A 16491-nucleotide genomic window follows, 5' to 3' on the forward strand; every position below is an offset into this window, starting at 1 on the left:
CGACTCCACGCGAGAACGGGAGTTCGGGGCATGGAAAGGTGACAGCACGAGTGTCATCTCTGCTTTCATCAATCCCCTAGTAACATCAGACAAGTCGCCCACCATACAACTGATAGAAGCAGGAAAATGCATGAGTAATCTGGGTCCTTTCGTCTGGTCAATTGCTGACCAGCTCCGCGGGGTCTACAAGCCCCACCAGTACGGCAGCGTCGTCCTGCCGTTCACGATCTTGCGACGGCTGGACGCGATGATGGGCTCCAGCCGGGACAAGATGCGTACGCTGGCGACGAAGCACACGGGTGGGATTCTAGATGCGCAGATGCGCAAGGCCACGAGGTTGTCGTTCTACAACACGAGCCATTATGACTTCGCGCGCCTGTTGGAGGATCCAGACCAGTTGCGTGAGAACCTCATCGAGTACGTCACGAGCTTCTCGGCAAACATCGATGTGTTCGAGCAGTTCGGGTTCGAACAGGTCGTCAACACACTCGATGAGAGCAACCGGCTATACCTTGTAGTGGAGAAATTCGCGGGTGTGAACCTGCACCCCAAGGTGGTCTCCAACGCCGAGATGGGGGACCTGTACGAGCACCTCATCTACAAGTTCGCTGAGGCCTCGAACGAGGAAGCTGGCGAACACTACACACCCCGCGATGCGATTCGCTTGCTCGTGGATCTACTGTTCGCCGAGGAGCAGGAATCCCTCATGGGCGACGGTGTCGTTCGCACTGTCTATGACCCGACAGCGGGTACCGGCGGTATGTTATCGGTCGCCGAGGAAAGGCTGCACGAGCGCAACCCGAACGCGAGGCTGACGCTGTACGGGCAGGAGATCAATGGCCAGTCGTACGCGATCTGCAAGTCCGACATGATCTCCAAGGGCCAGGACATCGGCAACATCCGTCGCGGCGACACCCTGATCGAGGACAAGTTCTACGGACGCACCTTCGACTTCTGCCTGTCCAACCCGCCGTACGGCGTTGATTGGAAAGCCGCGGAGAGCCTCGTGAAAGAAGAGCACAGCACTGGCGTACTGGGTCGGTTCAAAGCGGGCCTTCCGCCTGTCAGCGACGGACAGATGCTCTTCCTCCAGCACCTCGTCAGCAAGATGCGACCGGCACACGAAGGCGGCGGCCGTGCTGGCATCGTCTTGAACGGGTCCCCTCTTTTCACTGGTGCCGCCGAGTCCGGGCCGAGCAAGATCCGCCAGTGGCTGTTGGAAGAAGACCTCGTGGACGCGATCATTGCCCTCCCGTCGGACATGTTCTTCAACACCGGTATCGCAACCTACATTTGGGTACTCGACAACAAGAAACAAAAGGAACGCAAAGGCACAGTCCAGCTACTTGACGCTACAGGGATGTGGAAGAAGATGCGCAAGGGCATGGGCTCGAAGCGTCGTGAGATTCCTGGAAAGCGCCGTGACGAAGTCGTCTCGCTCTACGACGCCCACGAAGACAGCGAGAAGTCGAAGATCCTCTCCACGAACGAGTTCGGTTACTGGACGATCACCGTCCAACGGCCCTTGCTAGATGAGAACAAAGAGATTGAGCGCGACCAGAAAGGCAACCCCAAGCCCGACAGCAAGAAGCGCGACACGGAAAACGTGCCGTTCACCTACGGCGGCAACACCGCCGGAGCCAGCGGAAAAGACTCGACCATCGAGGCGTACTTCGCCGCCGAGGTGGCCCCGCATGTCCCTGATGCCTGGGTGGACCATAAGAAGACCAAGGTCGGCTACGAGATCCCCTTCACGAGGATCTTCTACAAGTACGTCCCACCTCGCCCGCTCGAGGAGATCGACCGAGACCTCGAGGCGCGGATCGCAAAAATCCTCACCCTGCTCAAGGCGGTTGAGGCGTGACAGTCGTGAGGTGGCCCGCGGTCACGGGCTTCGAGGAGATCGCATTCGGTCGCATCTTCGAGAAAATTGAGCGCCCAGCAGCAATTGGAGCACCAATGGTGACTGCATATACCGATGGTGAAGTCACACTTCGCTCGCGACGTGACAAAATCGGTTACCACGAAGCAGCCAACATGGACGGTTACCAGGGCGTGGAACCTGGCGATTTTGCCGTCCATGGGCTTGACATCCTGCGTGGTTCCGTCGGCATTTCTGATTCCTCCGGGGCGATCACAAAAGTCTGCTCGATCTGTCGGCCGATAAAGCGCGTTGACCTTAGGTTCGTCGCACATGCGATTCGGGCCCAGGCACGCAGTGGATTCATACGTGCAATGGCCCGGGGAATTCGAGAAGGCGGCGCTGACTTCCGCCGCTGGGGAACTCTCGCTGAACTCCCGATTCCGTTCCCTCCCTTCTCCGAGCAACAGGCGATTGCTGACTACCTCGACCGCGAGACTCAGCAGATCGACGAGCTAATTGCCGAGCAGCATGGCCTCATCAATACACTGCGGGAACGCCGAGAGGCCGTGGTCGACTCTGTATTCGGCGTTCACGACGCGAATAGTCGTATGTACGCCGCATGTATCGATGTGGTGGACTGTCCCCACACGACACCGGAGGTCGAAGTAGATGGCGGGTATGAAGCCGTTCGTACCGCTTCAGTGCGAAGCGGAAGATTCAAGGCGGGCCAAGGGATTCGAGTATCAGAATCCACGTGGAGCGACCGAAACGCTGCGGGTGCACCACAGATGGGCGATGTACTGTTTACTCGCGAAGCTCCCGCAGGCGAAGCCTGCATGGTTCCGGAGACGAACGTCTGCCTCGGGCAACGGATGGTGCTACTCCGCGTGGACCATTCGCGGGTAGAAGGTCGGTTCCTAATGTGGCAGATCTACGGACGGGTTGTGCAGGACTACTTCCGGACTCACTCGAACGGGTCGACGGTGAGCAATGTTCGGCTACCGATCCTTCGTGGTTTGCCTATTTGGTTGCCATCGCTTGACGAGCAGCGCAAGGTCGCCGCTTACCTCGATGACCAGACGTCCCTCATCGACGGGCTCATCGCGGAGTCCGAGGACCTGATCACACTCTCGCAGGAGCGGCGCGCGGCACTGATCACCGCAGCGGTGACGGGCCAGATCAAAGTAAGGACGGTGGTGTAATGGCGCAGCACAATGAGATCGAGTTCGAGCGCGAGCTGTGTGAGTACCTTGCAGCGAACGGCTGGTTGTACTCCGAGAACGATGATCTGTATGACGTTGAGCGTGCGCTCATCCCCGAGGACGTGTTCGCCTGGCTGCAGGAGACGCAGCAGGTAGCGTTCGATAGGTTCGTGAAACTGGGTTCGCCGGATGAGGCAAAGCTCCGGCGGCTGCTGCTGGACCGTCTTGCGGCCAGCCTGGACAAGCAGATGACCGACCGCGAGGGTGCGCTCCGCACTCTCCGCAAAGGCTTCAACGTGGCAGGCATGGGTGCCGGGTCAGCGAAGTTCGATATGATGCAGGCCCGACCTGAGACAGCGCTCAACCCAGCGACGCATATCCGGTACGACGCGAACCGTCTACGCGTGATGCGCCAGGTGCACTACGGCGATGGCAACAAGTCAATCGACCTGGTGTTCTTCCTAAACGGCGTGCCGGTAGCGACCGCGGAGGTCAAGACCGAGAACACCCAGACTGTCGAGAACGCGAAGGCTCAGTACAAGGCCCGCTCGCTGGGTGAAAAGGGGAGGAAGCCCTACGCGCTGCTCGGTAACGGTACGCGTGCGCTGGTGCACTTCGCCTTGTCCGAGGACGAGGTCTGGATGACCACGAAGCTCGACCGGCTAAAGACCCGGTTCCTGCCGTTCAACCGTGGGACCGAAGACGGTGGTGCCGGCAATGCGCTGAACCCGCATGGACAGAGGACTGCGTACTTCTGGGAGCAGGTGTTGCAGCGCGACGCATGGCTCGCGATCCTGTCGCGGTTCATCTGGATTTCCGAGTCCCGCACCAAAGATCAGACGGGCCGTCAGAAGCGCTCCTACACGCTGATCTTCCCGCGCTTCCATCAGTGGGATGTCGTGGAGAAGCTCGAACGCGCTGTGACTGCACCGGATCCCGACCGCCGATTCCTCATCCAGCACTCGGCCGGGTCTGGCAAGACGAACTCGATCGCTTGGACCGCGCACCGCTTGGCCCGACTGCAAGTCGACAACCAAAAGCTGTTCGATTCGGTCATCGTCGTCACCGACCGAAATGTGCTTGACGCGCAGCTGCAGGAAGCCATCCGGCAGATCGACACCGACAACCAGTCGATCGTCGCCACGATCGACGACAAGACCATCCGTGACTCCGGCACCGGGTCTAAATCCGGCGCTCTTGCGCAAGCACTGGAGTCGGGCAAGCTGATCGTCGTCGTCACGATCCAGACTTTTCCGTTCATCCTCGACCAGCTACAGAGCGCCGATGCGTTTGCGGGCAAGAAGTTCGCAGTTCTCGCCGATGAGGCGCACTCGTCCCAGTCGGGTCAGACCGCTGCGAGGCTAAAAAGCGTCTTGACCGCCGAGCAACAGGAAGAGCTCGCCGAGACCGGCGAGGTCGAAGTCGATGCCGAGCAGATGATGATTGATCGGTTGCTCGCCGGTGACATGAAGGCTAGGGCGAGCCACGAAGGTATCTCGTTCTTCGCGTTCACGGCGACGCCGAAGAAAAAGACACTTGAACTCTTCGGGCATAGTGATGGTGACGAGGCCGAACCGAAGCCGTTCCACCTGTATTCGATGAAGCAGGCGATCGAAGAGGAGTTCATCCTCGATGTGCTGCGGGGGTACCGAACGTACAAGATGTACTTCGATCTCGCTGAGCGCATCGAAGGCGCTCTGGACACCGAAGTTGACGAATCGAAGGCGAAAAAGGCCGTCATGCAGTGGGTGCGGGTTAATCCGACCACGATTGCGCAGAAGGCGGCGATCATCGTCGAGCACTTCCGTGAGAACGTTGCCCATCTGCTCGACGGGTCCGCCAAGGCGATGGTTGTCTCACCGAGCCGGCTGGGCGCGGTCCGCTACAAGCGAGAGATCGACAGGTACATCAAGGCGCAAGGCCTAGACTACGGAACGCTCGTGGCGTTCTCCGGCACAGTCGAGGACGGATCAACCAGTGCCGAGCTTGGTCTGGAGAATCTGACCGAGGCCACCATGAATGGTGCTGCGCGTGACCTTCGCCAGGCGTTCAAGAGTGACCAGTACAGGATCATGATCGTCGCCAACAAGTTCCAGACGGGCTTCGACCAGCCTCTGCTCTCCGCGATGTATGTCGACAAGAAGCTCTCGGGCATCACTGCGGTGCAGACCCTCTCTCGGTTGAATCGCACCCACACGACGACGGTGGGGACAAAGAAGACCGCGATGACGACGCAGGTCGTGGACTTCGTGAACGACCCGGCCGACATCCAAGAGGCGTTCGAGCCTTACTACAATGTCGCTCGTATCGATGAGTCAACAGACCCGAACCTAATCTGGGACATCCTGTCTAGACTCGATGCCGCAGACATCTACGAGGCTGAGGAGATCGAACAGGTCGCACACGCGTTCCTCCTCGAGGGCACGGGGAAGGGATCAAAAGTCAACGGAAAGATCGCCGCTGGCTTAGGGCCTGCAAAGAAGCGCTACAGAGAACGGTTGAAGCATGCCCGGCTGCGAGGGGACCGGATCGAGCTAAATGAGCTCGAACTGTTCCGCAAGAACGTGACCTCCTTCCTGAGCTTCTACGACTTCATCACACAAGTCGTCGATTACGAGGATCTCGACTTGGCGAAGAAGGCGATCTATCTGCGACTGCTCGCATCGAACCTGCACGACGTCGAGGTGTCAGCGTCGATCGACCTCTCAGATGTCGAGCTGACCAGGTTGCAGCTCGTTGAAGAACAGCCCGTCGACATCGACATATCCGCGGGCGGCACGGTTACCGGTGCGTCAGCGGTCGCAAGTGCCGAGGCTCGGGATCCGAATATGGTCGCTCTGTTGGAGGTTGTGCGGGAGTTGTCAGCACTGATCGGAGAATCGGAACAGACGACCAGTGGCGCGGTGGCGACTATCATGTCGAAGCTCGGCGAAGACGAAACACTCGTGAAGCAGGCGCGCACGAACAGTGAGAGCCAGTTCGAGGAGAGCCCCGACCTTCATGCAGGAACCGATGACGCTGTCCTTGCGGCCGGTGATGTGCTGAGCCGCTTCAGCGAGGTTATTTTTGCCGGAAACGAGGCCTCTGAACGAGCCCGGCATTTGATCGCACGGGCTTTTTACAGGACCCAAAACTCCGATTTGTCCGTCGTGAACGAAGTGGCAAGCTCAGCGGGCCATCGACGGCTTGTTGAATAGCGCCCTTATTGATCGCCAGAAAACGACACTGTTGTACAGAGCACTACCAGTCTAGGCAGGTCAAAATGGGCGAACGATTCGGCTGACGAGTGCATGTCAGTACTGTCCGATATCGTGACGCGTGTAGAAGTTAACGACAAGAGGAAAGGGGAATGGACCATGACCGATCTGGAATTCATCAAGCAGATCGAAGCCGTGATCCAGGCAGAGGAGGACGCCAAGTCGAATGCAATGCGGTGTCCCTCAAGCGGTCAAGACGTTGGTCGGATAATCGAGAATTTCATCAGCGACAAATGGAAGATTTAATGTCCGACCTGCGGATGCTGGTGGTCTGGTGGAAGCACGGTTCTGGCCGATCACGACCGCCGCAATTGACGAAATGTGTAAGAAATGACGCTTCGCGATAGCTAGATCAGAGCGCTTCCGATTCAACGTCCAATAACGACACTGCGGCTACGCCTAAGTCCTTGGCTAACGCATCCACTGATCCAGCGTCAGATTCCGCTACGCGCGCTCGATCCCATCCAGATTGTCGACGCCTACCGGCCCTTCTACGGGTTGACTCACGGCATGATGGTGTCTATCGGTGAAGATACCCCATGGAAATAGTCTCCTTGAGGCCGCTTCACTTGAGGAGCTCTCATATGTTGGTGACGCGAATTACTTCCGGAACTTCGTGTGTCTCGTGTCTGGTTCAATCTGACACGCACATGAAATTTCAGAAGTTTTTCGCCATGGCTACCCTCAGCATCCGTTGCAGGTCCAGGTTGCCCGCCATAGATTTACTGAGCAAGGGTTTGGAAGACTCCCATCCTGGAGCGTGTGCAACGAATTCTCTGGCTGCGTAGACGCTGTCCCGATTGAAAGCTTCTGCTTTGAGTGCCTTTTTTGTTGTTCCACGATGTAGGTAAACACCTAATGTCGGCGTAAGCGCCATGGTTACTCTCGCGCTTTCGTTTAGAGGCACCCCAATTCCATGTTTTGCCCAATTCTTTTGTACTGGATGATATTTGTGCCGTTGTTCGACCCGGATTCCACTCTGAGCGGCGAAGGCGTCAGAGACCACTAAGCTTGGCTGTTTGAATCTCACCAAGTCCCATCTGAAGGCCATGAGCTCGCTTCCAAAGGGACTATATCTATCCTTGTAGTGAGAATCAGGATCTTTACTGGCCATCCATGCGTCAAGGTGGGATCGTGTGGATGCCATCAAGAGACCAGTCTGAGTCTCTTCTCGGGTCAGTCCAATTGGCCCACCTTCCTGTTCGGCTTGTCTGGAAATATAGCCGAACGTGAATCTGCTGCGAGCTGTCTGAAGGCCAGCAAACCACCGGAGAACGTGTCTGTGTTCCTCAGATAATTCGGAAGCTCCTGCTGGCGATGCCAGCTCGGAAATTACCAAAGCGGCTTTGGCTTCCAGTCCGCTCATCATCGATTCGAGGGTGGTACGATCTTTACCCCCGTCAAAGCTTGGACCGTAGAGGGTATGTCCATCATTCCGGTGGCCTGTCTTCAGTACCACGGCTGGAAAGCTCCCACTTTGATCGAGCCGATGGACGACCAATTGCTCTTTGGCATCGGCAAAATTTCGCAATAGAAACTGCGGGACGTAGTGGTGCTTGACTGGGGCTTTCACATTTCTCCTTCTTTGAGATAACCATTGCTCAAGTCCGCACCAAGTCGGTGTAACCATGGACCAATATTCGCCTACTCGCCTGGGCTATCAATCCAAGTAACCGGCGCCTGCGGTATTCGTCAAGTATTCAATATTCGCCGCCATGAGATTCTGGCTGCACCTCTGAAAGAAACTTCGAATGAGGAGCTAGGCCATTCAATCGCCGCCAAAGTGAAATGATTTGCGGCCATGGCCCTGCCGTGGATCACCAGCGTGTATGACCCGACAAACGGTGAGCAGACGACCTCTACCCTGAGCCGCGAGACTTTCGCTGAACGGCTCAAGGTTACACTCGACCAAGAACTGAAGCACACGACCTCTTGAACGACGAAGTGTCGGCCTCAGTTGAACTTGCCTTGGATCATCAGATCGAAGGATCGGAATAAATAGTGACGGCCGTAGTCGCCAGTTCGGCACGTCGAGGCTGAGTTTCCATGGGGTCTCCAGCCGGCATGGCGCCGTGCTGAAGGATCATTCCCATGGGTATCCACAGACTCCCCATATTTTCTTATTGGCCGCCCCATGCATGTCATGCAGTTGCTGGGGAAAATCCTCCCCAGCGCTCATTACCTCTATTGCTTGCTGCCAGAAGTCTGCCTGCTCGGCAAAGCCATCTCCCAAGACACCGTCGATGCTTTTGGAGAAATCTAGTAGGTAACCCACTTGGTACCGCCCTGCCGCCTCGGACACCGCTCCACGGTCAGGGCTGTTGACATACATGTCCTTGTACGCCCGGCAGGCCTCACTGGTGCTCATTGACTCAGGGGCACAGGATGCCAGGAACGCGGCCAACAACACGATGGTGCCCGCGACAACCGACTTCCTGCCCCAACTGAAAAGATTCATGTCCTCAGGCCATCCGGTGGGCGTGGCTCTTGCCGGCAGGGGTAGACGCGTCGCGAACTGGTACTGACCCCTCCCCACGGGTTCGCTTCGTGCTACCCGCCAGCGCAGGTCCCCGACCTTCAGCTTCGCGCTGCATCCCACGAATTTCCAGCCAAGCCACAGTAACCAGAAAATCCTTCACAAATCTTTCACCCAGAGCGCTTATCTCTTTTACTTCGATATCCAGGCGGCCAGCAATGTTGCAGAAGCTAGCCAGGCCCATGAACATGTGCGAAAGCGAACAGGCGATCACAGCGGCAGTGCCGTCGATGGACGTCAAGCGGTCAGCCCAGAAGAATGCCTTCGTCAATGGAGCCATATGAACACATGCCGATCCACGTTGTGCCTTCTGGTACCCCATCATCGCTGGGCGGGTCCTCCACGCAACCAGGGCGCTGCGCGCCGGCCACTCCTCCAAAAATTCTTCCTCGGCGCTCCTGCGTCGCTTATTTCCTCGAAACAATTTTTGCCCCGTGCCCGGTACCCCAAGTTGCCCTCCGACCCCTAAAACCCAGCGGTGATTCCTCTTACCAGAAGACACCAACAGAGCAGGCGGCCGCGAACAACCAGCCACCGATCACCGAAGAGGAGCAAGGCAATGGAACCAATCAGAATCAGCAGCCCGGCCGACGCCATCAGCTACATCGGCCACAGCCTCGGCTACTGGCCCAAGGAAAGCCTCGTCTGCGTCGCCCTCGACGGCAAGACATTGGGCCCCACTCTCCGCGTCAGCCTCCCCGGCACCGAAGACGTCAGTGAGAGCTACGCCGAGCGGGTCGCCCACGCCGTCGGCTTCGACCTCGACGCCACCGCCGTCCTCATCGCCCTGTTCACCCACCAGCCATGGGGCCCAGAACACCCCAAGCCCTTCGCTGCCATGATCCAGAGACTGAAGCGGCGGCTCATGGCCACCGGGCTGTTCGTCCATGAGGTGTGGATCGTCGGTCCCGAATCCTTCGCCACCTACGACGGCGCCAGCCCCGCCTCGTGTGGCCAGGAGACCCCGCTGGCTGCCATTGATTCCTGCCTCCTGAACGCCGAGCTGGTCTACCAGGGCAGCGCCGTCGCACAGAGCGAGCCACCCACCATTCCGGAGTTGTTCACCGCTGTCGACCACGACGCCGTCGAGTCAGCACTGCAGGACATGGCTACCAACCCGGGCAAGTGCCTTGACGCGGCCTACCGGTTGTGGACGGAACTCATTGACCACGGTACCGAACCCACCCACGAGCAGCTGGCAGAGGTCCTGGCCGGGCTGCAGCATGTCGGGCTCAGGGACCAGATCCTGGCCGATATGCCCGGCATCGATGAGCCCATGGGAGCAACGCTCTTCGGCGCCACGGACGAAGCCCCGCAATGGCACCGGATCGACAACTCAGAAAAGCTGCTGCGCCAGCTGGTCACCATCGCAGCCCCCACCCACGCGGCAGCGCCGTTGACGATGCTCGGCCACATCTGCTGGTGGAAGGGCAGGGGAACGGCGGCCGCGAACTACCTGCACGTCGCCCTGACCTTTGACCCCGATTACCACCTGGCCAGGCTGCTGGACCAGCTGCTTGGCGCCGGCGTTGTGTCTGGCTGGGCGCAACACAAGAACACCGCGTACCGGAACAACCACCAGTGATTCCACGCGATCCAGCACCGGAAGAATCAGAAAGTGAGGTGAGGGCCATGAACGTCACGGTCTACAGCAAGCCCGGATGTCAGCAATGCAAGTTCACCTGCCTGTCCCTGGACCATGCCGGCATCCCCTACGATGTCGTCGACCTGACCACCACCGCCGCCGCACTCGAATACGTCCAGGACCTCGGGTATTCCCAGGCCCCGATCGTCGTGGTCAGCGATCACCACCACTGGTCAGGATTTAACCCCACCGAAATCGAGCGCCTCAAGCAAGCGATCCAATAATCACCCCCAGTAGGAGATCTAGTGCAGCATGAAAACTTCATGCGGCACTCCCCTGCGCCACCACAAACCCACGAATTTTTCCCCCACCCAGCACCGCAGCCAAATACCACCAAGGCCAGTCACTCTCAACAATTTCGCCCCACCCCACCTGGAATTGCCGTACCAAAAACTCGTTCACACATCTGGCATCCAAGGTTTCGGCGTCGTTTTAGAGCACGTCGCTGACTGATGCCGACCTTCAAATGGCCGTGAGTTTCTCGTCGGGATTTGATGCCCACATGGGGAGCACCAGTCTCGGAACACAACGAGCCGCGCCTTCTGCCCACTGAGCTGCAAGGGGAACTCGTTGGCTTGTTCGGCCGCTCAGAGAGCAATTCGCTTACGCAATGTCCGTCTATGACCAGCCAAGTCACCACGAGTAGAATCCGCATAAATGACGTCGTTTAGCCTACGAGACACCATGAACAGGGTACGAAGGAAACCAGAGGAGGCTGACATGTATGAGCAAGTAGTAGCTGCTGATCCGACCACGGCAACAATGGATGAGTGGCTGACGCCAAAGGAGATCTGCAGTCTGTTGCAAATCCCGGAACAGACGTTTTACCAGTGGCGAGCCAAGGGTGTGGGACCGCATGCATACCGGATCGGCCGGCATTTGCGCGTCACACGACAGGATCTGAATGCGTGGCTCGCCCAGCGTTCGGAATCCTAACCGCACCGAATAGGTGGTCCAACGATGAGCAGACAACCGCTCCCCCTCGGCGCGTGGGGAACCATCCACACCAAACGCACATCGGCCAAGACTTCGCTCGCTGAGACCCGCTATCGTGACCTGGACGGAAAAGTCCGACGGGTGGAGGCACGTGGCCCGTCCGCGGCTGCCGCCCGCCGGGCATTGCAACAGAAGCTCGCCAACCGCAAGACGCCGCGCTTCGGTCTGATCACCAGTACCGACAAGATCGACCGCCTAATTGAGATATTTCTTGTGGATCTGGAGTCGTCCGAAAGGGCTGCACGCACCAAGGACAAATACGTCTATATGGTGAACAAGCACATCTCGCCCAAGATCGGCTCGATCAGAGTAGGCGAGGCAACCTCTGGTCTTGTTGACCATTTCATTCGCTCCGTTGTTGAGGACTCGGGGCCTTCCACTGCCAGGACTTGCGGCGCCGTGCTCTCCTGGATGTTCAAGGTTGCCTTGCGCCACGACGCTGTGGTCGTGAACCCGGTTCTCGGGGTATCGATTCCCCGGCTTCGGACGAAGAAACCTCAGGCTCTGGATGTCGTGCAATATCAGGACCTCCGGAAGAAACTCATTGCGTGGGAACAAGCGCCCGCACTCGGCAGGCCACGTTCACAGGAACTCCACGAAATAGCGGACGGCTTGGTCGCCCTGGGTGTCCGTCCAGGAGAACTCTTCTCACTTCTCTGGGAAGACCTTGATTTGGAGGCCAAACCGCCCACCATCTTTGTCCACACCACTGTCATCAGGACCTCCAACGGCGGAGTCACAATCCAGGACCATCCAAAAACCAGACACGGCATCCGCCAGTTAACGGTCCCTGACTTCTTGGTCCAGCAACTTCGTGATCGCCGCCTCCGGCAGACAAAATCAGCGGTACCCAACCCGCTGGGCTTGATTTTTCCGTCCTCCACCGGCACTGTGACCGATGCGAACAACGTTGGAAAAATCTGGCGCGAAGCTTCGGACTCGATCGGCTATGACTGGGTGACACTGAAGACGTTCAGGAAAACTAATGCGACACTCATTGCCAGGACTCTAGGCCCCGAGGCCGCCGCCTACCAGGCGGGTCACTCGAAGGTTTCCATGACGCAGGAACACTATATTGAAGAACGCCGCGGGGCGCTGGACACCAGAGCCGTGATCGACGCCTTCAAGCCAAAGGACGGGTCTCGACAGGCTCCGCCAGCGGAGCATCCAGCCCCGAAAGCTGGGGCGCAAGGTCTCACCGCCGCAGGCTGACAAGTCTCCACTTTTGGAGGATCATGAGCCTCATGAAGACCCTCCAAAAACAGCGGAAACTAGCGGCAAACAACGAAAGTGGAGAGTCAATCTGGAGAGTTTGTGGAGAGTTAAGGACGAATGGCCCCTTTCGGGGCCATTCTCACATCCAAAATCCCTGTAAATCCGGGCTTTTTGGGCCCCCTATCAGATTCGAACTGATGACCCCCGCTTTACAAGAGCGGTGCTCTGGCCAGCTGAGCTAAGGAGGCAAACGCAATCAAGCGCTAGACAAGGCTACCGTACGCTTTGTTGAAAATGAAAACCGGCTCCCCCAGGTAGCAAAACCACCCAGGAAAGCCGGTTTCACGCCGTCGGCGTCAACGCCGTCGTAAGCGACGCCGTCGTCAATAACTGCGAGCGCCCACACAACGTGCACGGCCCGCAATCAATACAAGTTACTTCTTTGCAGCCAAGATCCGTGCGGAGAAGTCTTCGAACTTCTCAGTTGAAACCCACTGCTCGCCGTCCATGAACACCGTGGGTGTTGCAGAGACGCCGTGGGCGGATGCCAGCCCCGTGGTGTTCGCAACGTACGGGCGGAACGTCTTCTCATCAACACAGGAGCTGATGTCCGCCGCACCTACTTCGGTGGCGTACTGCTTCAGCTTCGCGTTATCCAGGCCCTTGCTGTTTTCAGCGGGCTGGTTGGCGAACAAGGTGTCCAGGAATGCCTGGTACTTATTGGGCGTGGTCTCGGCGACACAGGCCGCAGCAGCACCTGCACGTGAGGAGTAGTTGGTGCCACCGGAGAAGCGGTCAAGGAAGCCCAGTGCGCGGTACTCGACAGTGATCTTTTCCTCGTTGGCCAGCGCCTTCAGCTGAGCGCCGTAACTCGTCTCAAACTGGTTGCAGAACGGGCACATGAAGTCGAAGTAAATGACCATCTGGACGGGCTCGCCGGTGCCGGTTGCCTTGATGCCGATCGCCTCCGGGTCAATAACCTTCTCAGCAGCAGCCGTAGGAGCAGCAGGCAGGTTGTTGATGTCCACGGTCTTTTCCGTGGTGGTCGGTGCAATAACCGCACCATCCTTGCCCAGCGTGATTCCACCGTAAGTGTTCATGTTGGTGGGCACCGGGCCGCTATCGGCAACAGGCGTGTTGGCCTTCTGGGTGTTGATAACAATCAGGGCAATGATGACAACAATGGCCACGGCCGCTACCAGCACACCGCCCTTGATCAGCCAGCCGTTGCGCTTTTGCTTCTTCAGCTGGGCATCGCGAATAATCCGTGCCTGTTCGCGGGCTTGTGCCGTCCGCTCAGCTTTGGACAACCGCGGTTCATTGTTGGGGCTCATAGTTCCTCAAGTCTTTGGGCATGAAAAAGGGCCGAATAACGGCAAGTTCTCCCTCATCCTAGGTGAGAAACCTTGGAGAATACCCAAAGATTGCGCCCCTGCATGGCCGTTCCGGATTACCAACCCCAACGCACGTAACCCACACCACAGGCTAAGCTGGCACAAACCCGAGTTCTACCCAGGGAGTTGCACGTGCCAGAAGAAAAGATCGGCAAACCGGCCCTCCACCCCGGCAGTTCCGATTTCATTGTTGTCTCCAACCGCCTGCCCGTGGACAGGATTTCCACAGAAGATTCCGACGCCGGATGGCGCCGTTCCCCCGGTGGCCTCGTCACCGCCTTGGCCCCCGTCATGGCCACGCGCGACGGCGCCTGGGTCGGCTGGCACGGCGCCGCAGACGAAGAGCTGGAACCCTTCCACCACGAAGGCATGGACCTGATCCCGGTCCCCCTGTCCGCGGACGAGGTTGAGCTTTATTACGAGGGCTTCTCCAACGCCTCCCTCTGGCCGCTCTACCACGACGTCATTGCCCCTCCGGAGTTCCACCGCACCTGGTGGGACGCCTACCGCACTGTCAACCGGCGCTTCGCTGCGGCCGCGGCCGGGGCGGCAGCCCCCAACGCCACCGTCTGGGTGCAGGATTACCAGCTCCAATTGGTTCCCCGCTACCTCCGCCAGTTGCGACCCGATCTGCGCATCGGCTTCTTCAACCACATCCCCTTCCCTCCCCCGGAGATCTTCGCCCAGCTTCCTTGGCGTCGCGAGATCATTTCCGGGCTGCTCGAGGCCGATCTCATCGGCTTCCAGCGCCCCAGCGACTCGGCCAACTTCCTGCGTTCAGCCCGCCGGTTTGTCGGTGCCGGCGTCAAGGCTGCCCAAGTCCAGATCAAGGACCTCGACGGCAAGGTGGTGCACATTTCCCGCGCCGCCCCGTTCCCCATCTCCATCGACGTCGCCAAGATTCAGGAATTGGCCGTCCGCCCGGACGTGATTGCGCGCTCCAAGCAAATTCGCGAGGACCTGGGCAACCCCGAAACCATCCTGTTGGGCGTGGACCGGCTCGATTACACCAAGGGCATCACCCACCGCCTCAAGGCATACGGTGAACTCCTCACCGACGGCGCCATCACCGTCGAGGACGCCGCCCTGATCCAGGTGGCAAGCCCCAGCCGCGAGCGCGTGGAGTCCTACCGCCTGCTGCGCGATGAGGTTGACGGCATGGTGGGCCGCATCAACGGCCAGTTCGACACCACCTCCAACACCGCCATCCGCTACCTCCACCACAGCTACCCTGTGGAGGAAATGGTGGCGCTCTACCTGGCCTCCGACGTCATGCTTGTCACCTCCCTGCGCGACGGCATGAACCTCGTGGCCAAGGAATACGTCGCCGCCCGCGGCAACAACACCGGCGCCCTGGTCCTGAGTGAATTCACGGGTGCCGCCGATCAGCTCAAGTCCGCCCTTCTGGTCAACCCGCACGACATCGACGGCCTCAAAACCGCCATCATGCGCGCCGTCCGCCTCTCCCCCGGCGAGTCCAGCCGCCGCATGCGCGCCATGCGCCGGCAGGTCCTGGCCCACGACGTCCAGCGCTGGAGCGAAGAGTTCCTCTCTACCCTGGCAATGAAGGCCGAACCACAATGAGGCAACCTCTGGCACAGTTGCCAGCCGAGCTCGAATCCGCCATCCACCGCATCGCCCAAACGCCGCACCTTTTGCTAGCCCTGGATTTCGACGGCACCATGGCCCCCATCGTGGAGCACGCCGCGGACGCCCGCCCCCTCCCACGCACGGCGGCAGCCCTGGCTGCCCTGTCGGCTTTGGAAGGTACGACGACGGCCCTCGTCTCGGGGCGCGCGCTGGGAAGTTTGCGCATGGTCGCCGCTCCTCCGGCGCCAACACTCTTGGTGGGCAGCCACGGCGCGGAAACCTGGCTGGGGCCGGACTCCCCGCCGCTGGTGCTCACCGCCGAACAGTCGGCAACGCTGGAACTGGCCCGCGCCGCCGTCGCCCAGGCCACCTCCCTCTATAAGGGGACGGTGGCCGAGGACAAGCCGGCCGGCGTCGCACTTCACTACAGGCTGGCCAGCAAGGCCGACGGGCACGCCGCCGTCGAGCTTGTCATGGAAGCCCTCTCCGGTAACCCGGCCATCCACATCTCCACGGGCAAAAAGGTGCTGGAGATTTCCGTGATCAAGGCCAACAAGGGGCAGAGCCTGGCCGCACTGCGGGAGTACACGCAGGCAACAGCCACGTTGTTCGCCGGCGACGATGTCACTGACGAACACGGCTTTGAGGTGCTGCGGCCCGGCGATGTAGGCATCAAGGTTGGCAAGAGCCAGACCCACGCCGAGTTCCGCATACCGAAGCCGCAGGATTTGCCCATGGTTCTTGAACTCCTCCTTGCGGCCCGCTCAAACGGCCGCCCACACACCACCTGAA

The 16491-nt window shown here is 59.2% G+C and carries 14 protein-coding genes and 1 tRNA gene; 10 read left to right on the plus strand and 5 right to left on the minus strand.

Annotated elements, in window-relative coordinates:
* Nucleotides 1-130: 130 nt before the first annotated feature.
* The 4 genes from BLV41_RS12470 (at nucleotide 131) to BLV41_RS22095 (ending at nucleotide 6569) form a co-directional block, all read left to right on the plus strand.
* Complete coding sequence (locus tag BLV41_RS12470) at nucleotides 131-1864, plus strand: type I restriction-modification system subunit M (protein WP_074713299.1); 1734 nt, start codon at nucleotides 131-133, stop codon at nucleotides 1862-1864.
* Nucleotides 1861-3066: a restriction endonuclease subunit S gene (locus BLV41_RS12475; RefSeq protein ID WP_074711873.1), complete on the plus strand. Its 1206-nt coding sequence runs from the start codon at nucleotides 1861-1863 to the stop codon at nucleotides 3064-3066. The genes BLV41_RS12470 and BLV41_RS12475 overlap by 4 nt, the downstream gene beginning before the upstream one ends.
* Nucleotides 3066-6263 carry a type I restriction endonuclease subunit R gene (locus BLV41_RS12480; protein WP_074711874.1) on the plus strand — a complete coding sequence of 1066 codons (3198 nt, stop codon included), beginning with the start codon at nucleotides 3066-3068 and terminating at the stop codon, nucleotides 6261-6263. The genes BLV41_RS12475 and BLV41_RS12480 overlap by 1 nt, the downstream gene beginning before the upstream one ends.
* A gap of 159 nt (nucleotides 6264-6422) precedes the next feature.
* Nucleotides 6423-6569: a hypothetical protein gene (locus BLV41_RS22095; protein WP_170835469.1), complete on the plus strand. Its 147-nt coding sequence runs from the start codon at nucleotides 6423-6425 to the stop codon at nucleotides 6567-6569.
* A gap of 412 nt (nucleotides 6570-6981) precedes the next feature.
* Here BLV41_RS22095 and BLV41_RS12490 read toward each other — a convergent pair whose 3' ends face one another.
* The 3 genes from BLV41_RS12490 to BLV41_RS12500 form a co-directional block, all read right to left on the minus strand.
* The gene (locus BLV41_RS12490; RefSeq protein ID WP_083360762.1) at nucleotides 6982-7953 is read right to left on the minus strand and encodes a DUF4238 domain-containing protein; all 972 of its coding nucleotides are present in this window, start codon (nucleotides 7951-7953) and stop codon (nucleotides 6982-6984) included.
* Nucleotides 7954-8406: 453 nt separating this feature from the next.
* A complete protein-coding gene (locus BLV41_RS12495; RefSeq protein WP_074711877.1) occupies nucleotides 8407-8781 on the minus strand; it encodes a hypothetical protein in 375 nt (124 codons plus the stop codon).
* Between the two features lie 4 nt (nucleotides 8782-8785).
* Complete coding sequence (locus BLV41_RS12500) at nucleotides 8786-9100, minus strand: hypothetical protein (RefSeq protein WP_139244315.1); 315 nt, start codon at nucleotides 9098-9100, stop codon at nucleotides 8786-8788.
* A 318-nt stretch (nucleotides 9101-9418) separates the two neighbouring features.
* Here BLV41_RS12500 and BLV41_RS12505 point away from each other — a divergent pair, with 318 nt between their 5' ends.
* The 4 genes from BLV41_RS12505 to BLV41_RS12520 all read left to right on the plus strand — a co-directional run bounded on the left by BLV41_RS12505 (nucleotide 9419) and on the right by BLV41_RS12520 (nucleotide 12712).
* The gene (locus tag BLV41_RS12505; protein WP_074711879.1) at nucleotides 9419-10444 is read left to right on the plus strand and encodes a DUF4192 domain-containing protein; all 1026 of its coding nucleotides are present in this window, start codon (nucleotides 9419-9421) and stop codon (nucleotides 10442-10444) included.
* Nucleotides 10445-10491: 47 nt separating this feature from the next.
* The gene (locus BLV41_RS12510) at nucleotides 10492-10728 is read left to right on the plus strand and encodes a glutaredoxin domain-containing protein (protein ID WP_074713300.1); all 237 of its coding nucleotides are present in this window, start codon (nucleotides 10492-10494) and stop codon (nucleotides 10726-10728) included.
* Nucleotides 10729-11224: 496 nt separating this feature from the next.
* Nucleotides 11225-11440, plus strand: a complete 216-nt coding sequence (locus BLV41_RS21440) for a helix-turn-helix domain-containing protein (RefSeq protein ID WP_170835470.1) — start codon at nucleotides 11225-11227, stop codon at nucleotides 11438-11440.
* A 24-nt stretch (nucleotides 11441-11464) separates the two neighbouring features.
* A complete protein-coding gene (locus BLV41_RS12520) occupies nucleotides 11465-12712 on the plus strand; it encodes a tyrosine-type recombinase/integrase (RefSeq protein ID WP_074711880.1) in 1248 nt (415 codons plus the stop codon).
* A 177-nt stretch (nucleotides 12713-12889) separates the two neighbouring features.
* Here the strand turns inward: BLV41_RS12520 and BLV41_RS12525 are convergent.
* Nucleotides 12890-12963, minus strand: a tRNA-Thr gene (locus tag BLV41_RS12525).
* Nucleotides 12964-13149: 186 nt separating this feature from the next.
* Nucleotides 13150-14049 (minus strand): DsbA family protein, encoded by a 900-nt coding sequence (locus BLV41_RS12530; protein ID WP_074711881.1) that lies wholly within the window; start codon nucleotides 14047-14049, stop codon nucleotides 13150-13152.
* 192 nt (nucleotides 14050-14241) lie between these two features.
* Between BLV41_RS12530 and BLV41_RS12535 the strand changes: the two genes are divergently transcribed.
* Together BLV41_RS12535 and otsB are read left to right on the plus strand one after the other, a co-directional pair.
* Nucleotides 14242-15693, plus strand: a complete 1452-nt coding sequence (locus BLV41_RS12535; protein ID WP_244516888.1) for an alpha,alpha-trehalose-phosphate synthase (UDP-forming) — start codon at nucleotides 14242-14244, stop codon at nucleotides 15691-15693.
* Nucleotides 15690-16490 (plus strand): trehalose-phosphatase, encoded by an 801-nt coding sequence (gene otsB / locus BLV41_RS12540; RefSeq protein WP_074711883.1) that lies wholly within the window; start codon nucleotides 15690-15692, stop codon nucleotides 16488-16490. The genes BLV41_RS12535 and otsB overlap by 4 nt, the downstream gene beginning before the upstream one ends.
* Nucleotide 16491: the final 1 nt, after the last annotated feature.

The sequence above is a fragment of the Arthrobacter alpinus genome (assembly GCF_900105965.1).
In the GTDB taxonomy this organism is placed as follows: Bacteria; Actinomycetota; Actinomycetes; order Actinomycetales; family Micrococcaceae; genus Specibacter; species Specibacter alpinus.